We start from the raw sequence: 20,445 nt of genomic DNA on the forward strand, positions 1-20,445 counted from the left end.
TTTATGAAAACTGTTGTCGATAGGGACTTGCAAAGGCTAGAAGATTTAATTATCAACGGACAAAAAGCAATCGAAACTCGTTTCACGGCGATCGAGAATAGTATCGTCGAAATTCAGGCTGATATTGGCGAAATTAAAGCTGATATTAAGGAAATCAAGCAAGATGTTAAATCCCTAGAGATAGGACAGGCAAAATTAACCGAAAGAGTCGAAGGGATGGATAATCGCCTCAAAATAGTCGAGGGCAGTCAAAAAAATCAAATTTGGGCATTGATAACCATTTTAGGCGGTTCACTAATTACCGCTTCCGTCGGTTTGCTGATCGCTATTTTGCGCTTTGTCTTTTTTAAGTAAAAAATTATCTTTATGGATGAAACTAAAACCGGAATAAATCAAGAAATTGACCTAGAAACCGAAAAAATTGAGCCATCAGCCTCGGTAATGGAAAGATACGCCCAAATCCACCTAAAAAGTGAGGGCGAGAAATTGGTGCTAATTTTACCCAAAACTGGTGCCGGGGAGACAAGTCAGGATTGGACAGATATCTTGACAGGATTAAAATATTATCTCCGTAATAGCGGCCAAAACTGCCCCGCTAGAACACCAGTACACCTACGGGCCAACAATCGCCTGATGGATACACGGCAACTACAAGCGATCGCCACAATTTTAGACAGTGCCGAATTACCCCTGCACACCATCGAAACCCAAAGAAGACAAACCGCAGTAGCAGCGGCAACCATGGGTTACAATGTCGAACAAATGCGCTCCAATCCAGGGGTTTTCGGGGATGAGCAACCTCCCCAATCTCCCCTCGCCGAACCTTTGTACTTAAAAACTACCCTGCGATCGGGTGTAGAAATCCGTCACCCGGGTACAGTTATGGTCATGGGCGATGTCAACCCCGGCGGATCGATCGTCGCTGATGGCGATATATTAGTTTGGGGGAGTTTACGCGGTGTGGCCCATGCGGGATTCCGCGGCGATCAAGCGGCAGTAATTATGGCCCTGCGAATCGATTTAACTCAACTGAGGATCGCGGAATTAGTGGCACGGGCCCCAGCTTTAGACAGCGATCGCATGGAACCAGAAATTGCCTGTATCAGCGAAGGAGGAATTCGCATCATTGGGGCTTATAATTTTTCCAGAACCTACACCTTTAAAGATCAAGTTGGATGGGTCGAAAAAAGGTGATCAGTGACCGGTAAACAGTGATCAGTAAACGGTGATTCAGTGACCAGTAAACATAGGGATTAACTGCGTTGAAATGAAAAACTCTATCAAACCAATAACTGATAACTGATAACTGATAACTGATAACCAGTAACTGATAGCTGATAACTGATAACTGATAACTGATAACTGATATAAATTATGGCTCGTGTAATTGTGGTGACATCGGGAAAGGGAGGAGTCGGTAAAACGACGGTAACGGCGAACTTAGGTTCAGCCTTATCTCAATTAGGCTGTCGAGTCGCCCTTGTCGATGCCGATTTCGGACTGAGAAATCTCGATTTATTGTTAGGATTAGAACAGCGTATCGTTTATACTGCCCTCGATGTGGTGGCGGGAGATTGTAGCCTTGATAAAGCTTTAGTTAAGGATAAAAGACAGGAAAATCTGGTACTATTACCGGCGGCACAAAATCGTACCAAAGAGGCAATTACTGCCGATCAAATGAAGGATTTAGTCGCCCAATTGTCAAAAAGTTATGATTATGTATTGATTGATTGCCCGGCAGGAATTGAAATGGGTTTTCGCAATGCGATCGCCGCTGCCCAGGAAGCGATCATAGTTACTACCCCAGAAATGTCGGCAGTGAGAGATGCCGATCGAGTGGTGGGATTACTAGAAAGCGAGGATATTAAAAGTATCCGTCTGATTGTCAACCGGCTGCGGCCGGAAATGATTCAACTCAACCAGATGATCAGCGTCGAGGATATTCTCGACCTCTTGGTAATTCCCCTGCTGGGGATTATTCCCGACGATCAAAGAATTATTATTTCCACTAATAAAGGGGAACCATTAGTATTAGAGGAGAAGACTTCTCTCCCTTCTATGGCCTTTAGAAACATTGCCCAACGTTTACAGGGTCGCGATGTGCCGTTTCTAGATTTAATGGCCGGTCAGGAAGGTTTTCTTACCCGTCTGCGTCGTCGCTTATTTGGGCCTTAAACTCTCTCATCTCAACCCCTTAACCTACTATGAATGACCTGATCGATAAACTTCTCGCATGGCGCGGTTCGGGCAAAAGTGGCGACCAAGCTAAAAAACGCTTAAAACTCATTCTAGCCCATGATCGCGCCGATCTTAGTCCCGAAATTCTCAATATGATGCGTCAAGAAATCTTAGAAGTGGTCAGTCGTTATCTTGATATCGACACCGAGGAAACCGAGTTACTCTTAGAAAGTGACCAACGAACTACCGCCCTGATTGCTAATTTTCCGATTCGTCGCATTAAACGCCGTCCTTTAACCTAGAAATTGCCATGAAAACTAAACCGATCGAGCTTTGGCTTAGTCTAGCGGTTAGTCCCTTTCTTCTCTCCTATTTAGCCCTGCGTTCCCTCAATCATTGGTTAATGGAATTAGGCCGGGAAAGTGAGGAAGTGTTTCGGGGCGATCGCTTGCCGCTGCTCAATATTCCCGATCAGTTACCGGTCAACAGTGACCAATAATCCAAGAAAAAAGTGCTTTTGCCCCCTGAAAAGAGGCAATAATAGTGAAATTTTTGTTAAAAATCGGAAAAACTGTGATTCTTTGGCATATAATCTCATTTCTGACAAACCCTAAGAACTAATCCCAATCGATCAGTTATCAGTGATCAGTTATTGCTTTGATAGAGTTTTTCATTTCAAGGCAGTTAATCCCTATTTTCACTGATTACTGTTTACTGATTACTGATTACTGATTACTGTTTACTGTTTACTGTTTACTGATTACTGATTAGTGAAATTATGAGCGTCCTTGTCCCCTCAACCGAAACCGAACAGGATATTTTCAGTACTTCCAACCTGTTTCTGCAGCAAAGACTGAAATTAATCGAAGATTTATGGAAAGAAGTCTTGGTCTCCGAATGTGGTCAAGAATTAGTGGATTTACTGGAATTACTGCGCCATCTCTGTTCTGAGGAAGGACAAGTGACCGATGATAGTGCGGAGGCAACGATCGCCAAAATGATCGAAGACTTGGAACTAGGGGAAGCGATCAAAGTTACCCGGGCTTTTGCCCTCTATTTCCAGTTAATCAATATTATTGAACAACACTACGAACAAAGGGCTCAGCAACTACTGCGACGGACGGTGATCGGGGAAGAAAACGAAAGTCCCAAGGCGGGCCCACCGCAAAAAAGCCTTTTAGCCACCATTGTCGGGGCCGATTGGCTGGAAAAAACCCTAAACGAGTCCGATAACTCCAGCCCAAAATCGGGACTATTTCACTGGTTATTTCCCTATCTCAAACAGGTTAACGTCCCCCCCCAAGAAATCCAGCGTCTTCTCGATCAGTTAGATATCCGTCTGGTTTTTACGGCCCACCCCACGGAAATTGTCCGTCACACCATTCGCATTAAACAGCGCCGCATTTCGGGTATTCTCGAAAAACTCGACCAAGCAGAGGAAATCTTTCGCAGCATGGGGTTAACTAACTCCAGAGAAGCACAAACAGTCACCAAACAGTTAAAAGAAGAAATACGTTTTTGGTGGCGAACAGATGAACTACATCAATTTAAACCCACCGTCGTCGATGAGGTGGATTATGCTCTGCACTACTTCGATGAGGTTCTCTTCGATTCCCTACCCCAGTTAACCCTACGTCTGCAGCAAAGTCTACAATCCTCCTTTCCCCGTTTACAGGCGCCGAAAAATAACTTCTGTCGCTTCGGTTCTTGGGTGGGGGGGGATCGGGATGGCAATCCCTCCGTTACCCCCGAAGTCACCTGGAAAACCTGCTGTTATCAGCGCAATCTCGTTATTAAAAAATATCTCGATGCTATTCACGACCTGACCAGTATTTTAAGCGCCTCCCTGCACTGGTGTCACGTCTTGCCGGAGTTGCTGGACTCCCTGGACAGAGATAAACAGCAAATGCCCGAAATCTATAGCCAGTTAGCCATCCGCTACCGTCAGGAACCCTATCGCCTCAAATTAGCCTTTATTCAAAAACGTCTGGAAAATACGCGCGATCGCAATAATCGCCTTAATGACCCGGAAGAACGACAATTATTAACTAAACTCAACGAAACCAACATCTATCGCTCTGGTTCCGAGTTTTTAGCCGAATTAAAGTTATTACAGCGCAGTCTCTTGCAAACCGGTCTTTCCTGTCAAGAACTGGATCAACTGATCGCCCAAGTAGAGATTTTTGGCTTTGTCCTAACTCAGTTAGATTTTCGGCAAGAATCCACCCGTCACGCCGAATGTATCGAAGAAATCGCCGCATATCTGGGAGTTTTACCGAAACCCTACGGCAAATTAACCGAATCAGAAAAAATCGCCTGGTTAGTGGAGGAATTAAAAACCCGTCGGCCCTTAATTCCCCGGGAAATGCCCTTCTCGGAAAGAACCTGCGAAACCATTGAAACCCTGCGAGTTTTAAGAAGTCTGCAAGGGGAATTCGGTTTGGACATCTGCCAAACCTACATTATCAGCATGACCAACGAGGCCAGCGATGTGCTAGAAGTGCTGTTATTAGCCCAAGAAGCCGGTTTATACGACCCCGCCACTAGCCGCAGTTCCCTCCGCATCGTTCCCCTCTTTGAAACCGTCGATGACCTCAAACACGCCCCCGGCATCATGCAGACTTTGTTTGAATTGCCCCTCTACCGGGCAGCCCTAGCCGGCGGTTACGACCATTTAGCGGCTTTAAACGGGGAGGACGTGACCCCGGAACCGGCGATCCTCGAACCGGGTAATTTACAGGAGATTATGGTCGGTTACTCCGATAGTAACAAGGATTCTGGCTTTTTAAGCAGTAATTGGGAAATTCATAAGGCCCAGAAGGCTTTACAAAAAACCGCTAAACAATACGGCGTGGATCTACGTCTTTTTCATGGCCGGGGCGGTTCCGTCGGTCGCGGTGGGGGTCCGGCCTACGCCGCTATCCTCGCCCAACCCCGGGGAACTATTAACGGTCGCATTAAAATCACCGAACAGGGCGAGGTTTTAGCCTCGAAATACTCTTTACCGGAATTGGCCTTGTATAACCTCGAAACCGCCGTAACGGCAGTTATACAGGCAAGTTTACTGGGCAGTGGTTTCGATGATCTCGAACCCTGGAATCGCATCATGGAGGACTTGGCCACCTGTTCACGGCAAACCTATCGCAGTTTGATTTATGAAGAACCGGACTTTTTAGACTTCTTTCTGTCTGTAACTCCCATTCCTGAAATTAGTCTTTTACAGATTAGTTCCCGACCGGCCCGCCGGAAAAGTGGTCAACAGGATTTAAGTACCCTGCGGGCAATTCCCTGGGTGTTTAGTTGGACGCAAACTCGTTTTCTTTTACCGGCTTGGTATGGTTTAGGGACAGCTTTACAGATGTTTCTCGATGATTCTCCTAGCAGAAATTTGGAATTGTTACGTCATTTTTATCACAAGTGGCCTTTCTTCCAGATGGTGATTTCTAAGGCAGAAATGACTTTATCAAAGGTGGATCTACAGATGGCCTATCACTACGTCAGTGAACTTTCTAAACAGGAAGATCGAGAACGTTTTGAACGTCTGTTTGAAAGGATCAAAGAGGAATATAATCGCACCAGCGAGATTGTTCTCCAGATCACCGGCGAGAAAAATTTATTAGATAATGATCCGAATTTACAGCGCTCGGTGCAGTTACGCAACGGTTCGATCGTTCCCCTCGGGTTCCTACAGGTGTCTCTCCTGAAGCGTTTACGTCAATACAATAGTCAAGCCCAATCCGGTGTGATTCATTTCCGCTATTCTAAAGAGGAGTTATTAAGGGGCGCTTTAATGACGATTAATGGTATTGCCGCAGGGATGAGAAATACCGGTTGATTACAGATAATTAATGGTAGTTTTCGGGTGGTTATCTTGAAGGTAATCCCCCTATTTTTTGGAGTTGTCAACTTTTTGTAGAACTTCTACTAAGTTGTTATTTTTAAAGGGAAAATCACCGCTAAAATTGGGCTTTATTGCCGATTTTATCACTCAATACCCACCCGGAAGGATTCTACTGGTTAATATTACTATTATCTATTAACTAAAAATGAATATTTTACCGCTAATAGTTGACAATCGACGATCGATCCCGAAGAGAAGCAATTAAGCTCACCGGTGTGTCGGAAGATTAGAGATTGTGCCAAAATGGAGAAAGTGACCGAATGATTACAGGTAAATTGTTAAAGAAAGGATCGAGTAACCGTGACTGATACGAACTTAGATATACTATCCCTGACCGATCCAGCGATCGCAGGGATTTTGCAAAAAGAACTGCAACGTCAAAGAGATCACCTAGAATTAATCGCTAGTGAAAACTTCACCTCGGCTGCCGTCATGGCCGCCCAAGGTTCGGTTTTAACCAACAAATACGCGGAAGGACTGCCAAAAAAACGCTACTATGGCGGTTGCGAATACATTGATGAAGCGGAACAATTAGCGATCGATCGGGTTAAACGACTATTTGGGGCAAACCACGCTAACGTACAACCCCACTCCGGGGCCCAAGCTAATTTCGCCGTTTTCCTGACCCTCTTGCAGCCAGGCGATACGATTATGGGCATGGATCTCTCCCACGGTGGTCATCTTACCCACGGTTCCCCCGTTAACGTTTCCGGGAAATGGTTCCGAGTGGTACAGTACGGAGTAAGTCCCGAAAGCGAACGCCTTGACTACGATCTCATCCTTGACATCGCCCGCAAAGAAAAACCAAAACTAATTATCTGCGGTTATTCTGCCTACTCGCGCCGGATTGATTTCGAGAAATTCCGCGCCATCGCTGACGAAGTGGGGGCCTACCTGATGGCAGATATCGCCCATATTGCCGGTTTAGTGGCCACTGGTCATCATCCTAACCCCCTACCCTACTGTGATGTGGTAACTACCACCACTCACAAAACTCTGCGCGGTCCTAGGGGGGGGTTAATTATGACCAAAGACGAGGAATTAGGCAAAAAATTCGATAAATCCGTCTTCCCCGGTACCCAAGGCGGACCCCTAGAACACGTGGTCGCGGCAAAAGCAGTGGCTTTTGGGGAGGCCCTGAAACCAGAGTTTAAAATCTATTCGGGCCAAGTAATCGCTAATGCCCAAGCTTTAGCCGGTCAGTTGAAGGCTAGAGGGATTAAAATTGTCACTGATGGTACGGATAATCACTTGATGTTACTCGATTTAAGATCCGTGGGCATGACTGGGAAAGAAGCCGATCGCTTGGTCAGTACCATCAATATTACCGCTAATAAAAATACTGTTCCCTTCGATCCCGAGTCTCCCTTTGTCACCAGTGGTCTGCGCTTGGGTTCCCCGGCTATGACCACCAGAGGACTAGGAGAAACGGAATTTATCGAGATTGGCAACATTATCGCCGATATTCTCCTTAATCCAGGGGATGAAGCCCTGAGAACTGCTTGCCGTCAACGGGTAGCAAAACTCTGTGAAAGCTTCCCCCTCTATCCCCATCTCCATATTTCCGTCCCCGCCTTGGCCTAAAACGAGAGATAATAAAAACTCATAATTGGTGATTGCCTGTCAGTTGCCAATTGTGAATTAAATCGCCCCCCAATTCCCATGTCCGGAGATTTATACTATCTAATTGCCTTTCTGATCGCCCATACCGTGGTACTTTGGAGTACCCCCCTCGTCAGAACCGTCGGACTGAAAAGCGGTTACGTCGATAAACCCAACGAAAGGAAGGTCCATGAAAAGCCTATGGTTCGACTGGGGGGAGTTTCGATCTTTATCGGCGCTTTAACTGCCCTCCTGATTGTTTGGTGGTTGGGAGGGTTTGCTGGTTTAAACAGCGATCGAGAATGGGAAGTGTGGGGCGTAACCCTAGGCGGTTTGGGCTTTTTTCTCATCGGTCTAGCGGATGATCTTTTTAATCTTTCGCCCCTCAATCGTCTGGTAATGCAGTTTAGCGTCGCTTTTCTAGCTTGGCAAGCCGGCGTTAGGATCGATTTCCTCTCTATTCCCTTCGGCGATTTATTACAAATTCATTGGCTAAGTTTACCGATTACTCTCCTCTGGTTAGTGGGGATGGCTAATGCGATTAACTGGATTGACGGTTTAGATGGATTAGCGGCGGGGGTTTCGGGTATATCTGCCGTGGTGATTTTGATTGTAACTTTGGTGATGGGACAACCGGCCGCCGCTATTATCGCCGCTGCTTTAGCGGGTGGGGCCTTGGGTTTTCTGCGTTACAATTTTAACCCCGCCCAAATTTTTATGGGGGATGGTGGGGCCTATTTTATGGGTTTTACCCTGGCGGGTGTGGCGGTGATTGGATTGGCTAAAACTACTGCTGTGACTACTGTTGCCGTTACCGCCGTCCTATTACCCTATCTCATCCTCGCGGTTCCTCTCCTCGATATGTCCACGGTGATTATTTCCCGTCTCAAACGCGGAAAATCCCCTTTTGTGGCTGATAAACGTCATTTACACCACCGTTTACTGAAAGCGGGTATCTCTCACCGTCTGACAGTATTATTTATCTACTCCCTAACTCTCTGGGTGGGCAGTTTAGCCCTCGGTTTCTCCAATGTTCCCAGTGGTTGGGGTTTTGCCTTTGGTGCGACTCTCCTCCTCGGTTACGTCGGTTGGCAAGTCTGGCGCAATCGTGGCAGTGAACCGTAAGCCGTCTTAAAGTCGTCAGCTATCAGCTTTTTTCTGCGGATATCCCTTCGGCATCCAGTTTGTCACTATGAGAGAGCAAGCAATGATGAATTTTTATCTTGATAAAATAATTTGATTCTACTGAACTCTCGACGCAGTAAATTTTCAACTTGTAAAGTAGAACAGTTTCCTAGTCTCAACCAGATGACTTTGGGAGGATTCCCAAACACTAAACTTAGATCGTGCATATCGGCATCTTTTGAGACAATCATCAAATCATTATCTTTGGCATAATTCCAAACTATCGGGTCTATTGTTGCTTTCATCCCTACATCCCGAACATGAAGCGAGTCTGGAAAAATATCGCTCAAACGGGTAGATAATTTAGGGGATAAGTTTTCATCAAATAGTAATTTCATGCTGATCAAGTCGAAATCATTAACCGACGTTCACGATCAGCCGCATAAGCAATACAAGCCTTTAAATCTTCTCGCGTCAGGTCGGGAAAATCCTCAAGAATTTCTTCTTCTGTCATTTCCGAAGCTAGGTATTCAAGCACTTCATAAACTGTGATTCGCAAGCCACGCACACAAGGCTTACCACCACGTTTATTGGGTTCAATTGTTATATAGTCTCTGTAATTCATGAGGTGACGAGGGCATTTTTATTAATTTTATGATACCATTTATTTCTGCTAAAAACAGTAGTTTTGGAAACACTCAAGCTCTAATCACAGTAATTCTATATTGATTTTCTGTCACCACAACTTCAGTGGATAATCTTTCTTCCATTGGTAAGGCATTTTTTCGCCTATCAAAGATAAATAACCAACCAAAATCTAAACCCAAACGCCCTAAATAAGATTCTAATTGTTCAATTCCGTCAGCTTGCGGATTGCGTTTTTTATCCCGCCATACTTTTAATTCAATCCCTAAAGTTACATCTTTATACTGCAAACATAAATCCATTCTGTCACTACCAATTGCATATTCCCTTTCTAAAACTCCTCCACCATTAACCACACGATGTAAAAAAGCCATTAATACTATATGTGGAGCGATTTCATGATAACCAGTGCTACCTAATAACGGTTCTCCGTGCTGTCGCCAAAATTTGAGAAATGCTGTTAATAAAGCATCTATATTTAATTCACCTTTTGCTGTCAACCAACTAGGACTAATTAAAGGTAAACTGTCCTGAGTTCCTTGTACTAAAACACGGGGAATAACTTCACGATAAATGGGGTTAGAAATAACTAATCCCCCCATCGGATCACGTCGTAATAATCCTAAATCTATTAAATATTGCCTATCATCTGCTAGGGTATCGGGTAAGGTTTGCCCTGCTAAAATTGGTTCAATAATGTTTTTAACTCGTTTTTCTCTGAGTTTTTCCGCTAAACTATCTAAATGAGTATCCTGACGAGCTATTAATATTTCTTTGGCTGTTAAAATATGTTTTTTAGTAATAGTAATACTTCTATCTTTTACCATTTTTTCTACAATTTCTTTAGCTAAGGCATTGACTAGCCAAGGTTGTCCTTGGGTTAAATCAAACGCTGTTTCTATTGCTTCTGGTGTGAAAATTTGTCCAGTTGCTGCTGTATGCTGTTGATATAATTCTCCTACTTCTGCAAGATTAAAATTTCGCATGGTAAGAGAAGCAACTTTGATATTAAAAGGACTAGATGTATTTAATCTATCACTACCACCAGATGCTACTTTATAATCTCTCACATCTCGTAAACCAATTAATCCTACAGATGAGGGAAAATTTTCAGGACGGTTAGGAAACCCATCTCTTAACTGTCGTAAAATAGAAATTAATGTTTGGTCTTGTAAAGAGTCAATTTCATCTATAAATAATACTATGGGACGATTTAAAGATGTTGCCCAACTTTGTAAAAAAGCCTTAATTCTATTTCCTGGTTCTTCCTGTTGCCATTGTTTAGCAGCTGGTTGCAATTCTTTAGGTAAGCGGATATTTATTGTATTATACCATGCCCCTAAAATTGCCAATTCTGCGGCAGCAGGATCATGATTAAATGCACTTCCTACTTCCACTGATACCATGACTGCGGCATAATTTCCAGTATCGGTAAGTTGTTTTGCTAGGGCTAACATTGCGGTGGTTTTCCCCGTTTGTCGTGGTGCGTGAAGGACAAAGTAACTTTCTTGTTTAATTAAATCCTCTAAATCTGGTAATCGTACTGTGGGAGATAACATATAGTGGATATCGTCTTTACAGGGACCGGCAATATTAAACCAGCGAGTCATAGAATTTTATTATTTAGTGGACATTTTAATTTTAGATGATTTTGGTGGGGTTTGTAATGGCGGGAAGGAAGATGTGATGATCGGCAATACTTTGTTATGCTTGATTATGATCAATTATTGTTATATAAGGGAATAATACGCTGATTTTACGTTTGCTAAATCAGATACGGGCTGTTCAGCAAGAAAGTGGCATTTAATATACAAGACCTTGATTGTTGATAGCTTACTGGTATAATGTGAGAGCGCACTGATATGGTTAACTTCCATGACCATCGTTACCTAAACCCGATCGAACGATGGTGACAGGAGATCAGTTAATGATAAAAATTGAAAATCTTAAGCTAATTGTCAAAAATTATGGCCGCTGAAATTATTTGTGTAGGAACGGAATTATTATTAGGGGATATAGTTAACACTAACGCCCAATATTTAGCCTTAGAATTGGCAAAATTAGGCATTCCCCATTATTATCAAACGGTGGTGGGGGATAATGTAGAAAGACTGAAAAAAGCGATCGCTATTGCTCGAGAACGTTCCTCAATTTTAATTTTTACCGGCGGACTGGGACCTACTCCCGACGATTTAACCACAGAAACAATCGCCGATTTTTTCCAAACGCCCCTTAGAGAAGATAAAGAGATTTTAGCAGAAATCGAGGCTAAATTTACGAGTTTAGGGCGAGAAATGCCTCCTAGTAACAGTAAACAGGCTTTAATACCCGTGGGAGCCGATTTTTTGCCAAATCCGACGGGAACCGCCCCCGGCATGATCTGGCAACCACAGACTAACCTGACTATTCTTACTTTCCCCGGAGTACCCTCAGAAATGAAGAGAATGTGGGTAGAAACGGCGATTCCTTACCTAGAAAGTCAAGGATGGGGCAAAGAGAGGATTTATAGTCGTTCTCTCAAATTTCGCGGTATCGGTGAGTCAGCTTTAGCGGAAAAAGTTGTCCATTTATTTGATCTGACTAACCCCACCGTTGCCCCCTATGCTGGTTTAGGCGAAGTGCGTTTGCGAATTGCGACGAAAGCACCTTCTTTAGAGGCTGCTTTGCAGGTAATTGAACCGGTAGCGACGGAAATTAAGGAAATCGCCGGATTAGATTATTTTGGGGCTGATGATGATACTTTACCCTCGGTAGTGGGGGAACTGTTGCGGCGACAAAAACAAACTTTGAGTGTGGCAGAATCCTGTACTGGAGGAGGATTAGGGGAAATTATCACCCAAATCGCTGGCAGTTCCGATTATTTTTGGGGTGGGGTTATTTCCTACGATAATCGGGTAAAAGTTGCCCTCTTAGACGTAAATGAGCGGGATTTAAATAATTTCGGGGCTGTCAGTGCCATTGTTGCCCAACAGATGGCCCTAGGAGTGCAAAAACGCCTCGCTACCGATTGGGGGATCAGTATCACGGGTATTGCCGGACCCGGAGGTGGCAGCGAGACGAAACCCGTGGGCCTAGTTTATATCGGTTTAGCCGATCCTCAGGGAAATGTCACCGTATCAGAGCATCGTTTCGGAGAAAATCGAGATCGCTTGACAATTCGCCAGATTAGTGCTTATACCGCCCTCGATCGCCTACGACGGAATTTATTAACAATATCTTAAAAAAGAATTGCCAAGAATATATACTCAGAATAAAAAGTTATGTTAAGCTTAATATAAATACAAGATACAGATTCCCCCGCTCGTCAAATTTAACAGCCAAACGATGAAAATTAGTTAAAATTCTCTAGAATCAAGCTTTTGCGTAGCTGTTGCGGGGATCAATCGACGAAAACTCATAGCTAGTATCTCAAAGGAGCCATTTGGTCAATGGACTATTTAGATGAAGTGATAGACAAGTTGAGAGAATGGGCGCGCAAACTGATCGAGAGTGTTTTTGGTCCGGAACCCGAACCCGAACCCGAACTGATCCCGATCCCCGTGCGTGATCACAGTCGATAAAGCCACCGGTAAAACAGAATATTGCGATAACATCAGTGCAAACTTACTATGAGTCTGCACTTGATTTTTGGCTGAAGCCAATCCTAGCTTAATTTGGTGACGATTTGATTATTTAGTAACAATTCTTGACTGAGTAAATCTTCCACATTAATCCGCAGGAAACACTGATCATCAATCCAGAACTGCACTTTAATGCGATCTTTGCCAGGCAAACCTAAAGGATCGAGTTGAGCAATGGATCTTGCTCCCTCGCGATCATTTAAGGGTTGAACGCTAGTTTCTCCATTACTCAGGGAACGAGTAATTAATTTATCACCATCAAAATAGACCTCCATTGCCCCCTTTTCCGTCCCTAATTCGCCGATAATTAACTCAATGCTGGGTTGATTGTCCACGGAAGCACCTAGGACTAATTCCACGGGTTTTTCCATCGGATAGGGTTGTCCGGAGTTAATAATCGGATGCCAAGCGTGGGCATTTTTGCGACGATTCCAGTAACGAATGCCGTAGCTATGATAGAGAAAATCTTTGACTTGATAACCTTGGGCTAATTGTAACGCTCCCAAAGCGATCGCTTCAAAGGGTCGATCCTCTTTAATTTTACTACTATCAAAATACTGTCGCACCCAATCTTTTACCGCCGGAATTTGTACGGTTCCCCCGACTAATAACACCGCATCGATATCGCTAACTTCAACTCCATTGCGTCTTCCCTGTTGCAAAACTCCCGTCATTAAATCATCTAATTGATTAAAAAAGTTTTGTTGTTGGAGAATATCGGTCAATTGTTCTCGATCCAAGCTTAACTCGTAACTCTCGAAATTTTCCTCATCAAAATATACCTCCTCGGCGGTTAATTGGGAAGAAAGTTTAATCTTTAATCTTTCTGCTAGACGAGTAGTCAAGGAAGTTTTCCCTAAAGATTGCTTTTGGGCAAAATAATCGACAATCCAATCATCGATATCTGACCCCCCTAAATTTGTCCCTGCCTTGGCTAAAACTCTGGCTAGTTTAGTTTTTTGAGCCGAATTATTGCCTAAAAGTTTTTCTCCCCACTTGAGAATAAAACCTTGATTTTTTTGAGGATTATCTAAATCTAATTGTACCAAAGAAAGATCGAGAGTTCCACCGCCAAAATCTACCACTAAAATCACTTGATCCCCAGTGGTTCCATAACCCAAAGCGGCGGCCGTGGGTTCATCAATTAGGCGAATTTGTTCGATTTCCCATCCCTGACAAACATTGCTTAACCAATTGCGGTAACTTTCAAAACTATCGACGGGAACGGTTAAAACTAGCGATTGGGGGGTTTCCGGGGCGGTGTTTTTTAAGTGGTCGATGATGCTATCGAGAAACCATTGGCCAACCCCCTCGAAACTGAGGACAGTTTCCTCTAATTCCGGTAAAAATCCTTGAATTTTTGCGCCGATACCTCGTTTAAAGCAACGAAAAAAACGCGGATCTCGATCGATATCTAAACCCTGATCGCGCACTGCTTGACCGGCAATTACTTGTAGGGGATTGGCTGATTTAATATAGAGTAAACTGGGAATTAGGGGGGGATTGTCGGCTATTTGTTGGGATAACTCCGATAATTTCACGGTTTCGGCCCTATTTGTCGCCCCATTCCAACGAGTAATGACGGTATTACTGGTTCCGAAATCAATAGCGTAGAACACGATCGATGGTTTTTAGGTAAATTTAGTTAATTATTCGCTATTATAACCTGTTATTTATTGAACCCACCCGATCGGGGTGGAAGTTTCCGAAAAACCTAGGCAATTTGGTCAGCGTAAGCTCAAGAAGTCTGAGCAGAAACTTGACAAATAATCTTTAATAGTATATATGAGTTGCACCTGATCAAAGGATTATGTTAGCAGTTACTACCTCACCCGAAACCCTCTCCTTAGAAATTCCTACGGCGCTCGCTCTCTCTATCACCCTTGAACAGTTTGAAGCCCTTGCTGTGGTCAACCGTGACTTAAAATTAGAACGTACAGCCCAAGGAGAATTAATCGTGAATCCCCCGACAGGTGGCGAATCAGGACAGCGAAATTTTCGTATAACAGGACAATTGTTTCGCTGGTGCGAAGAAAATGAAGCTTTAGGAGTCGGGTTTGACTCTTCCACTGGATTTATACTACCAAATGGGGCGATTCGTTCTCCCGATCTATCTTGGGTGAGTCGAGAACGCTGGGAATCTTTAACCCCTAAGCAGAAAAAGGGATTTATTCCCCTCTGTCCCGATTTTGTGGTGGAATTGCGGTCTGAATCCGATAATCTTGACAAATTACAGAAAAAACTGCTCGAATATAGGGAAAATGGCGCAAGGTTAGGCTGGTTAATCGATCCCCAGAATCGGCAAGTTGAAATTTATCATCAAGGAAAGGAGGTAGAAATATTAGAAAATCCCACTGATTTATCGGGTGAAGATGTTTTACCCAATTTTAGCTTAAATTTAAAGCTCTGATGTTTTAAGGAGTAATCCTGCGATATTCTGCCAATCTTTTTGAGATCGGGGATTCGCTTCTAAATTATCTAAGAATTCTTTTTTCTAGGTCATCATCAAATGAGCATCGAAAAGTCTTTAGTCTCGTCAGGTAAAAGTCTTTATCAAGAAGATTTCTACGGATGGTTACAAGAAACCGCTAATTTACTCAAAGAACATCGTTTTGAAAAATTAGACTTAGAAAATTTAATCGAAGAAATTGAAACGATGGGAAGGAGTGAAAAACGAGAACTAGAAAGTCGCTTAACCGTCATTGCCGAACATTTGCTTAAATTGACTTACTGGCTAACTGAAAAGGAAGCAAATGCTCAAGGATGGCGCAGCACAATTGTTGAACAACGCCGACAAGTTCAACGCTTATTAAAAGAGAGTCCAAGTCTGAGAAGATTGATTCCTGAAATCTGGATAGATTGTTACCAAGCAGCCAGAGAAGATACTGTCAGAAAGTATCAACTTGCTGCTGATTTATTCCCGATTGAATCACCCTTCACCCTTGCAGAAATCCTTGATTATGACTATCTTCCTTAGAACTAAAGTTTGGTATTTTATCGATGAAGACAATGCCCAACAAAGCCAAGCGTTAAACGGCAATCACTACCTCTGATTTACCAAATCAAAGTAAGATTTAAACTAAATTCTGGCAGAATACTTTCCCCCGATAAACTCTCTGGATTAGTTAAAATTTCTACTGCCTGTCCTTGACGATAAATTTCTACTTCTCTCGTTTTTCTATTGATTAACCAACCTAAACGAGTCCCATTATCTAAATAGGGTTTGCTGAATAATGGTAAAAACCTTACAGGAAAGGGCTTTTAGCTTGATTGAGAGCTTCCCAAATGCACTTAAATCTGCTAGAATCTCTTAAAACCCTTGCATCACCCTTGCATCTTCTCTAATTAGTGCTAATGTACCGTAAAAGCGAGTTACCCTCAACCCCACCAGAAAACTTCGAGCTGCCCTTTGAGGGGAAATTATCCCAAGACAATCGTTGGGTAATTATGGCCAACCTCATTCCCTGGTCAGAATTTGAAGCGGAATACGCATCACTTTTTTCAGAAGAAATGGGCACACCCGCCAAAACATTCAGGACAGCACTCGGAGCATTAATTATTAAAGAAAAATTAGGAACAAGCGATAGAGAAACGGTAGAACAAATCAAAGAAAATCCTTATTTACAATACTTCTTGGGGTTTTCATCCTACAGCAATGAACCCCGGTTTGAAGCGTCAATGTTGGTTCACTTTCGAGAAAGAATCACTCTGGAACTAATTAATAAAGTGAATCGCTTTATGGTCAAAAATTCGAGAGAAATAAAAGAAGAAGAAAATACCGAAAAAAAGTTAGAGAGCGAAACCCAAAGTCAACCAGAAAATCGAGGTAAATTAATTTTAGATGCCAGTTGTGCGCCCGCAGATATTAGTTATCCTACGGATTTAAACCTGTTAAATCAAGGAAGAAAACAAACCGAAAAAATTATTGATATTCTCTATGAAACTTTAAAAGGAAAACTTGTTCAAAAACCGAGAACCTATCGTCTTCTAGCCAGAAAAAGTTATTTAGAAGTAGCGAAAAAAAGAAAACCTACCGTCAAACAAAGACGAAAAGCTCTGAAAAGACAACTGCAATATCTGAAAAGAAATCTCGACCATATTGAACAACTTTTAGCAGAAGGAGCCTCTCTACAAAGCTTGAAAAAAAGAGACTATAAGCTGTTATTAGTAGTCACAGAAGTTTATCGCCAACAACTCTGGATGTACCAAAATAACAAACAGAGTATTGAAGACAGAATTGTCAGCTTAACTCAACCCCACATCCGTCCGATAGTCAGAGGAAAAGCTGGAAAACCCGTAGAATTTGGGGCTAAATTCTCAGCAAGCTGTATAGATGGTTACATATTTTTAGACCGAATTAGTTGGGATAACTTTAATGAATCAGGAGATTTAAAAGCACAAATAGAAGCTTATTATGACTATACAGGATACTATCCAGAATCAGTTCATGTGGACAAAATTTATCGAACCAGAGAAAACCGAGCTTGGTGTAAAGAAAGGGGAATCAGAATCAGTGGTCCCCCATTAGGAAGACCAGCCAAAAATGTTAGTAAAGAACAAAAGAAACAAGCTACCGATGATGAGAGGATTCGGAATTGTATAGAGGGCAAATTTGGACAGGGGAAAAGAAGATTTAGCTTAGGTAAAGTGATGGCTAAACTTCCTCATACTTCCTTTTCAGCGATTGCTATTACTTTTTTAGTCATGAATCTTTCTAACCTGTTGAGGCAGGTTTTTTGGGCTTTTTTATGTCTGAAATGGAAAAACAGCACTTTTTCTCGGTCAATGATTAGGATAAGTTATAACTTAAAAATTAATCAACAACTAAAGCTTATGCTTGTAGCTAAGTGAAATCATTGATTAAGAGACCTGTACTTTTCAATGACTTTTTCAGCAAACCCTAAATATTCCTGCATTTTTTTCCTAGTAGTTTCTAGGCTATCACTAGGAGACATTAATTCAATGACAAAATCGGGAGATAGAGGTAAAAATCTTTCCTTTTGTTGCGGGGTTAAAGCTTGCCATTTTTCTAAAGGTATCCAAGCAGCATCGGGAGAGCGATCGGCCCCATTCGGTAGTTTAAACCCCGTGGAGGAATCAAAAACTACACCTAATTTATGTAGGTTATTCCATAACCATAATTGGGCAGTGATTCCAGCGTTAGAATTACCAGTTTTTCCTCCAGTTGGTGGCATAATAATTAAATCTCCTTTCGCGTTGCGTTCCAAACGTAAATCTCGGTTATCCTGACACAGTTGAAAAAACTGTTCATCGCTAAGTTGCCAAGATTCAAATTTAATTTCTACTACTGTCATCATAGATTCTCTTTTATAGGATTATAGAATTACCAAATATTATCAAGTTCTAAGACAAATTGAGATAAAATATTTTCCCCCGATAAACTTTCTGGATTAGTTAAAATTTCTACTGCCTGTCCTTGACGATAAATTTCTACTTGTCTAGTTTTTCTATTGATTAACCAACCTAAACGAGTCCCATTATCTAAATATTCCTGCATTTTTCTCCTAGCAGTTTCTATATTGTCACTAGGAGACATTAATTCAATGACAAAATCGGGAGATAGAGGTAAAAATCTTTCCTTTTGTTGGGGGTTTAAAGCTTGCCATTTTTCTAAAGGTATCCAAGCAGCATCGGGAGAGCGATCAGCCCCATTAGGTAGTTTAAATCCTGTGGAGGAATCAAAAGCGATACCCGTACCATTGTTATCTGACCAATTAAATAATTTTTGGGTGATTCTACCGTTACTATTGCCCGTTTTTCCTCCAGTCGGTGGCATAATAATTAAATCTCCTTTCGCGCTGCGTTCCAAACGTAAATCTCGGTTATCCTGACAAAGTTGAAAGAACTGTTCATCGCTCAGTTGCCAAGATTCAAATTTAACTTCTACTGTCATTATTATCCCCAACCTACTCTCGTCTAAAATTCATGGTAACGCCCTAGGGCAAGAGATGTTCTTGGATGAAATTAGTGTAAACATCTCCGGCTAAAAAGGCGGGAGTTTCCAGTATTTTACGATGGAAATCAATAGTCGTCGGTACTCCCGTGATCGCACATTCCCGCAGGGCCCGTTTCATGCGTTTAATCGCAGTTTCGCGATTTTCTCCCCAGACAATTAATTTCCCAATTAGGGAATCGTAATAGGGGGGGATTTCGTAATCGGTGTAAACGTGGGAATCCATGCGGACACCAGGACCGCCGGGGGGCAGATAACCGCTAATTTTGCCGGGGTGGGGGCGAAAATTGCGATCGGGATCCTCGGCATTAATGCGACACTCGATCGAATGCCCTCTAAATATCACCTGATCTTGCTTAATTTGCAGTTTTTCGCCCTGTGCCACCAGAATTTGTTCTCGGATCAGGTCTATCCCCGTGATCATCTCCGTGACGGGGTGTTCCACCTGAATACGGGTGTTCATTTCCATGAAGTAAAAATTACCGTGTTTATCGACTAAAAATTCCACGGTTCCCACCCCGACGTAATTAATCGATTTAGCGGCTTTAACGGCGGCATTACCCATTTTTGAGCGTAAATGCGGCGTTAAAAAAGGACTGGGGGCCTCTTCTAGCAGTTTTTGGTGTCGTCGCTGAATCGAACAGTCTCTTTCTCCTAAATGGATCACGTTACCGTGACTATCGGCCAAAATCTGAAACTCGATATGTCGGGGACACTCGATAAATTTTTCTAGATATACTCCCGAATTGCCAAAAGCCGCTTCTGCTTCCCCTTGGGCGGCTTTTAACATATTACCTAGTTCATCTGCACTCTTGACAAGACGCATCCCACGCCCTCCACCGCCGGCGGTGGCTTTAATCAGGACAGGATAACCGATGTCATCAGCGATACGTTTTGCTTCCGCTTCTGAGGTAATTAAACCACCACTGCCGGGGATAGTGGGAACTCCCGCTTTTTGCATGGTTTTTTTAGCGGTGGATTTATCGCCCATAGCCAGAATAGCACTGGGAGACGGACCGATAAAAGTTAACTGATGATCGGCACAAATTTCGGCAAAGCGGGCGTTTTCTGCCAAAAAACCGTAACCGGGATGGATGGCCGTGGCGTTGCGTGTTAGGGCAGCCGAGATGATATTAGGGATATTTAGGTAACTTTTGCTGCTTGGGGGCGGACCAATACAAACACTCTCATCGGCCAGTTGAACATGAAGGGCATGGCGATCGATGGTAGAGTGAACGGCAACGGTTCTAATGCCCAATTCTTCGCAACTATGAAGGATTCTTAAGGCGATTTCCCCGCGATTGGCGATTAATATCTTGGCAAACTGCATTGGACGACCACGAGATCAGGCTGGTGTAATAGGCGACTATTTAGTAGAATATCTGGTTTTGTTACCTTGG

19 protein-coding genes and 2 pseudogenes are annotated in these 20,445 nt (G+C 42.9%); 13 read left to right on the plus strand and 8 right to left on the minus strand.

Annotation, left to right across the window (positions count from 1 at the left end; all coding sequences use genetic code 11):
• Nucleotides 1–3: 3 nt before the first annotated feature.
• The 8 genes from myaer_RS00110 to myaer_RS00145 all read left to right on the plus strand — a co-directional run bounded on the left by myaer_RS00110 (nt 4) and on the right by myaer_RS00145 (nt 8,806).
• Nucleotides 4–354 (plus strand): hypothetical protein, encoded by a 351-nt coding sequence (locus tag myaer_RS00110; protein ID WP_046660461.1) that lies wholly within the window; start codon nt 4–6, stop codon nt 352–354.
• 12 nt (nt 355–366) lie between these two features.
• Nucleotides 367–1,194 (plus strand): septum site-determining protein MinC, encoded by an 828-nt coding sequence (minC, locus tag myaer_RS00115; protein ID WP_046660462.1) that lies wholly within the window; start codon nt 367–369, stop codon nt 1,192–1,194.
• A 180-nt stretch (nt 1,195–1,374) separates the two neighbouring features.
• Nucleotides 1,375–2,175 carry a septum site-determining protein MinD gene (gene minD / locus myaer_RS00120; RefSeq protein WP_002764793.1) on the plus strand — a complete coding sequence of 267 codons (801 nt, stop codon included), beginning with the start codon at nt 1,375–1,377 and terminating at the stop codon, nt 2,173–2,175.
• Nucleotides 2,176–2,204: 29 nt separating this feature from the next.
• On the plus strand, nt 2,205–2,480 hold the full coding sequence (minE, locus tag myaer_RS00125; protein WP_002802177.1) for a cell division topological specificity factor MinE: 276 nt from the start codon (nt 2,205–2,207) through the stop codon (nt 2,478–2,480).
• Between the two features lie 8 nt (nt 2,481–2,488).
• On the plus strand, nt 2,489–2,677 hold the full coding sequence (locus myaer_RS00130; protein ID WP_046660464.1) for a hypothetical protein: 189 nt from the start codon (nt 2,489–2,491) through the stop codon (nt 2,675–2,677).
• 279 nt (nt 2,678–2,956) lie between these two features.
• Complete coding sequence (gene ppc / locus myaer_RS00135) at nt 2,957–6,013, plus strand: phosphoenolpyruvate carboxylase (protein ID WP_046660466.1); 3,057 nt, start codon at nt 2,957–2,959, stop codon at nt 6,011–6,013.
• Nucleotides 6,014–6,379: 366 nt separating this feature from the next.
• Nucleotides 6,380–7,663, plus strand: a complete 1,284-nt coding sequence (gene glyA / locus myaer_RS00140) for a serine hydroxymethyltransferase (protein ID WP_046660467.1) — start codon at nt 6,380–6,382, stop codon at nt 7,661–7,663.
• Between the two features lie 78 nt (nt 7,664–7,741).
• Entirely contained in the window at nt 7,742–8,806 is a 1,065-nt protein-coding gene (locus myaer_RS00145) for a glycosyltransferase family 4 protein (RefSeq protein ID WP_080949691.1), read from the plus strand.
• Between the two features lie 65 nt (nt 8,807–8,871).
• Here myaer_RS00145 and myaer_RS00150 read toward each other — a convergent pair whose 3' ends face one another.
• The 3 genes from myaer_RS00150 to myaer_RS00160 form a co-directional block, all read right to left on the minus strand.
• Nucleotides 8,872–9,204, minus strand: coding sequence for a DUF5615 family PIN-like protein (locus myaer_RS00150; RefSeq protein ID WP_046660469.1), 333 nt, complete (start codon nt 9,202–9,204; stop codon nt 8,872–8,874).
• 5 nt (nt 9,205–9,209) lie between these two features.
• Nucleotides 9,210–9,431, minus strand: a complete 222-nt coding sequence (locus myaer_RS00155) for a DUF433 domain-containing protein (RefSeq protein WP_004163945.1) — start codon at nt 9,429–9,431, stop codon at nt 9,210–9,212.
• A 73-nt stretch (nt 9,432–9,504) separates the two neighbouring features.
• Nucleotides 9,505–11,061, minus strand: coding sequence for an ATP-binding protein (locus myaer_RS00160; RefSeq protein ID WP_046660470.1), 1,557 nt, complete (start codon nt 11,059–11,061; stop codon nt 9,505–9,507).
• A 357-nt stretch (nt 11,062–11,418) separates the two neighbouring features.
• On the opposite strand from myaer_RS00160, the gene myaer_RS00165 reads away from it, so the two are divergent.
• Both myaer_RS00165 and myaer_RS22230 read left to right on the plus strand, forming a co-directional pair.
• Entirely contained in the window at nt 11,419–12,672 is a 1,254-nt protein-coding gene (locus tag myaer_RS00165) for a competence/damage-inducible protein A (RefSeq protein WP_046660471.1), read from the plus strand.
• 207 nt (nt 12,673–12,879) lie between these two features.
• Entirely contained in the window at nt 12,880–13,011 is a 132-nt protein-coding gene (locus myaer_RS22230) for a hypothetical protein (RefSeq protein ID WP_002757361.1), read from the plus strand.
• A gap of 83 nt (nt 13,012–13,094) precedes the next feature.
• Here myaer_RS22230 and myaer_RS00170 read toward each other — a convergent pair whose 3' ends face one another.
• Nucleotides 13,095–14,690: an Hsp70 family protein gene (locus myaer_RS00170; protein ID WP_046660472.1), complete on the minus strand. Its 1,596-nt coding sequence runs from the start codon at nt 14,688–14,690 to the stop codon at nt 13,095–13,097.
• Between the two features lie 191 nt (nt 14,691–14,881).
• Here myaer_RS00170 and myaer_RS00175 point away from each other — a divergent pair, with 191 nt between their 5' ends.
• Nucleotides 14,882–15,481: a Uma2 family endonuclease gene (locus tag myaer_RS00175; protein ID WP_046660473.1), complete on the plus strand. Its 600-nt coding sequence runs from the start codon at nt 14,882–14,884 to the stop codon at nt 15,479–15,481.
• 99 nt (nt 15,482–15,580) lie between these two features.
• Nucleotides 15,581–16,048 (plus strand): DUF29 domain-containing protein, encoded by a 468-nt coding sequence (locus myaer_RS00180; RefSeq protein WP_002784916.1) that lies wholly within the window; start codon nt 15,581–15,583, stop codon nt 16,046–16,048.
• A 77-nt stretch (nt 16,049–16,125) separates the two neighbouring features.
• On the opposite strand, the pseudogene myaer_RS00185 reads toward myaer_RS00180, so the two are convergent.
• Nucleotides 16,126–16,290 (minus strand): annotated as a pseudogene (locus myaer_RS00185) (Uma2 family endonuclease); the annotation flags it as partial.
• Between the two features lie 135 nt (nt 16,291–16,425).
• On the opposite strand from myaer_RS00185, the gene myaer_RS00190 reads away from it, so the two are divergent.
• Complete coding sequence (locus myaer_RS00190) at nt 16,426–17,922, plus strand: IS5-like element ISMae6 family transposase (protein WP_046660474.1); 1,497 nt, start codon at nt 16,426–16,428, stop codon at nt 17,920–17,922.
• 50 nt (nt 17,923–17,972) lie between these two features.
• Here myaer_RS00190 and myaer_RS00195 read toward each other — a convergent pair.
• From myaer_RS00195 to accC, 3 genes and pseudogenes are all read right to left on the minus strand, one after another.
• Nucleotides 17,973–18,389 (minus strand): annotated as a pseudogene (locus myaer_RS00195) (Uma2 family endonuclease); the annotation flags it as partial.
• 26 nt (nt 18,390–18,415) lie between these two features.
• Nucleotides 18,416–18,985: a Uma2 family endonuclease gene (locus myaer_RS00200; protein ID WP_080949692.1), complete on the minus strand. Its 570-nt coding sequence runs from the start codon at nt 18,983–18,985 to the stop codon at nt 18,416–18,418.
• Between the two features lie 43 nt (nt 18,986–19,028).
• A complete protein-coding gene (gene accC / locus myaer_RS00205; protein WP_002802160.1) occupies nt 19,029–20,375 on the minus strand; it encodes an acetyl-CoA carboxylase biotin carboxylase subunit in 1,347 nt (448 codons plus the stop codon).
• Between the last annotated feature and the right edge of the window lie 70 nt (nt 20,376–20,445).

Origin of the sequence: Microcystis aeruginosa NIES-2549, assembly GCF_000981785.2 — a bacterium.
GTDB classification, from domain to species: Bacteria; Cyanobacteriota; Cyanobacteriia; order Cyanobacteriales; family Microcystaceae; genus Microcystis; species Microcystis aeruginosa_C.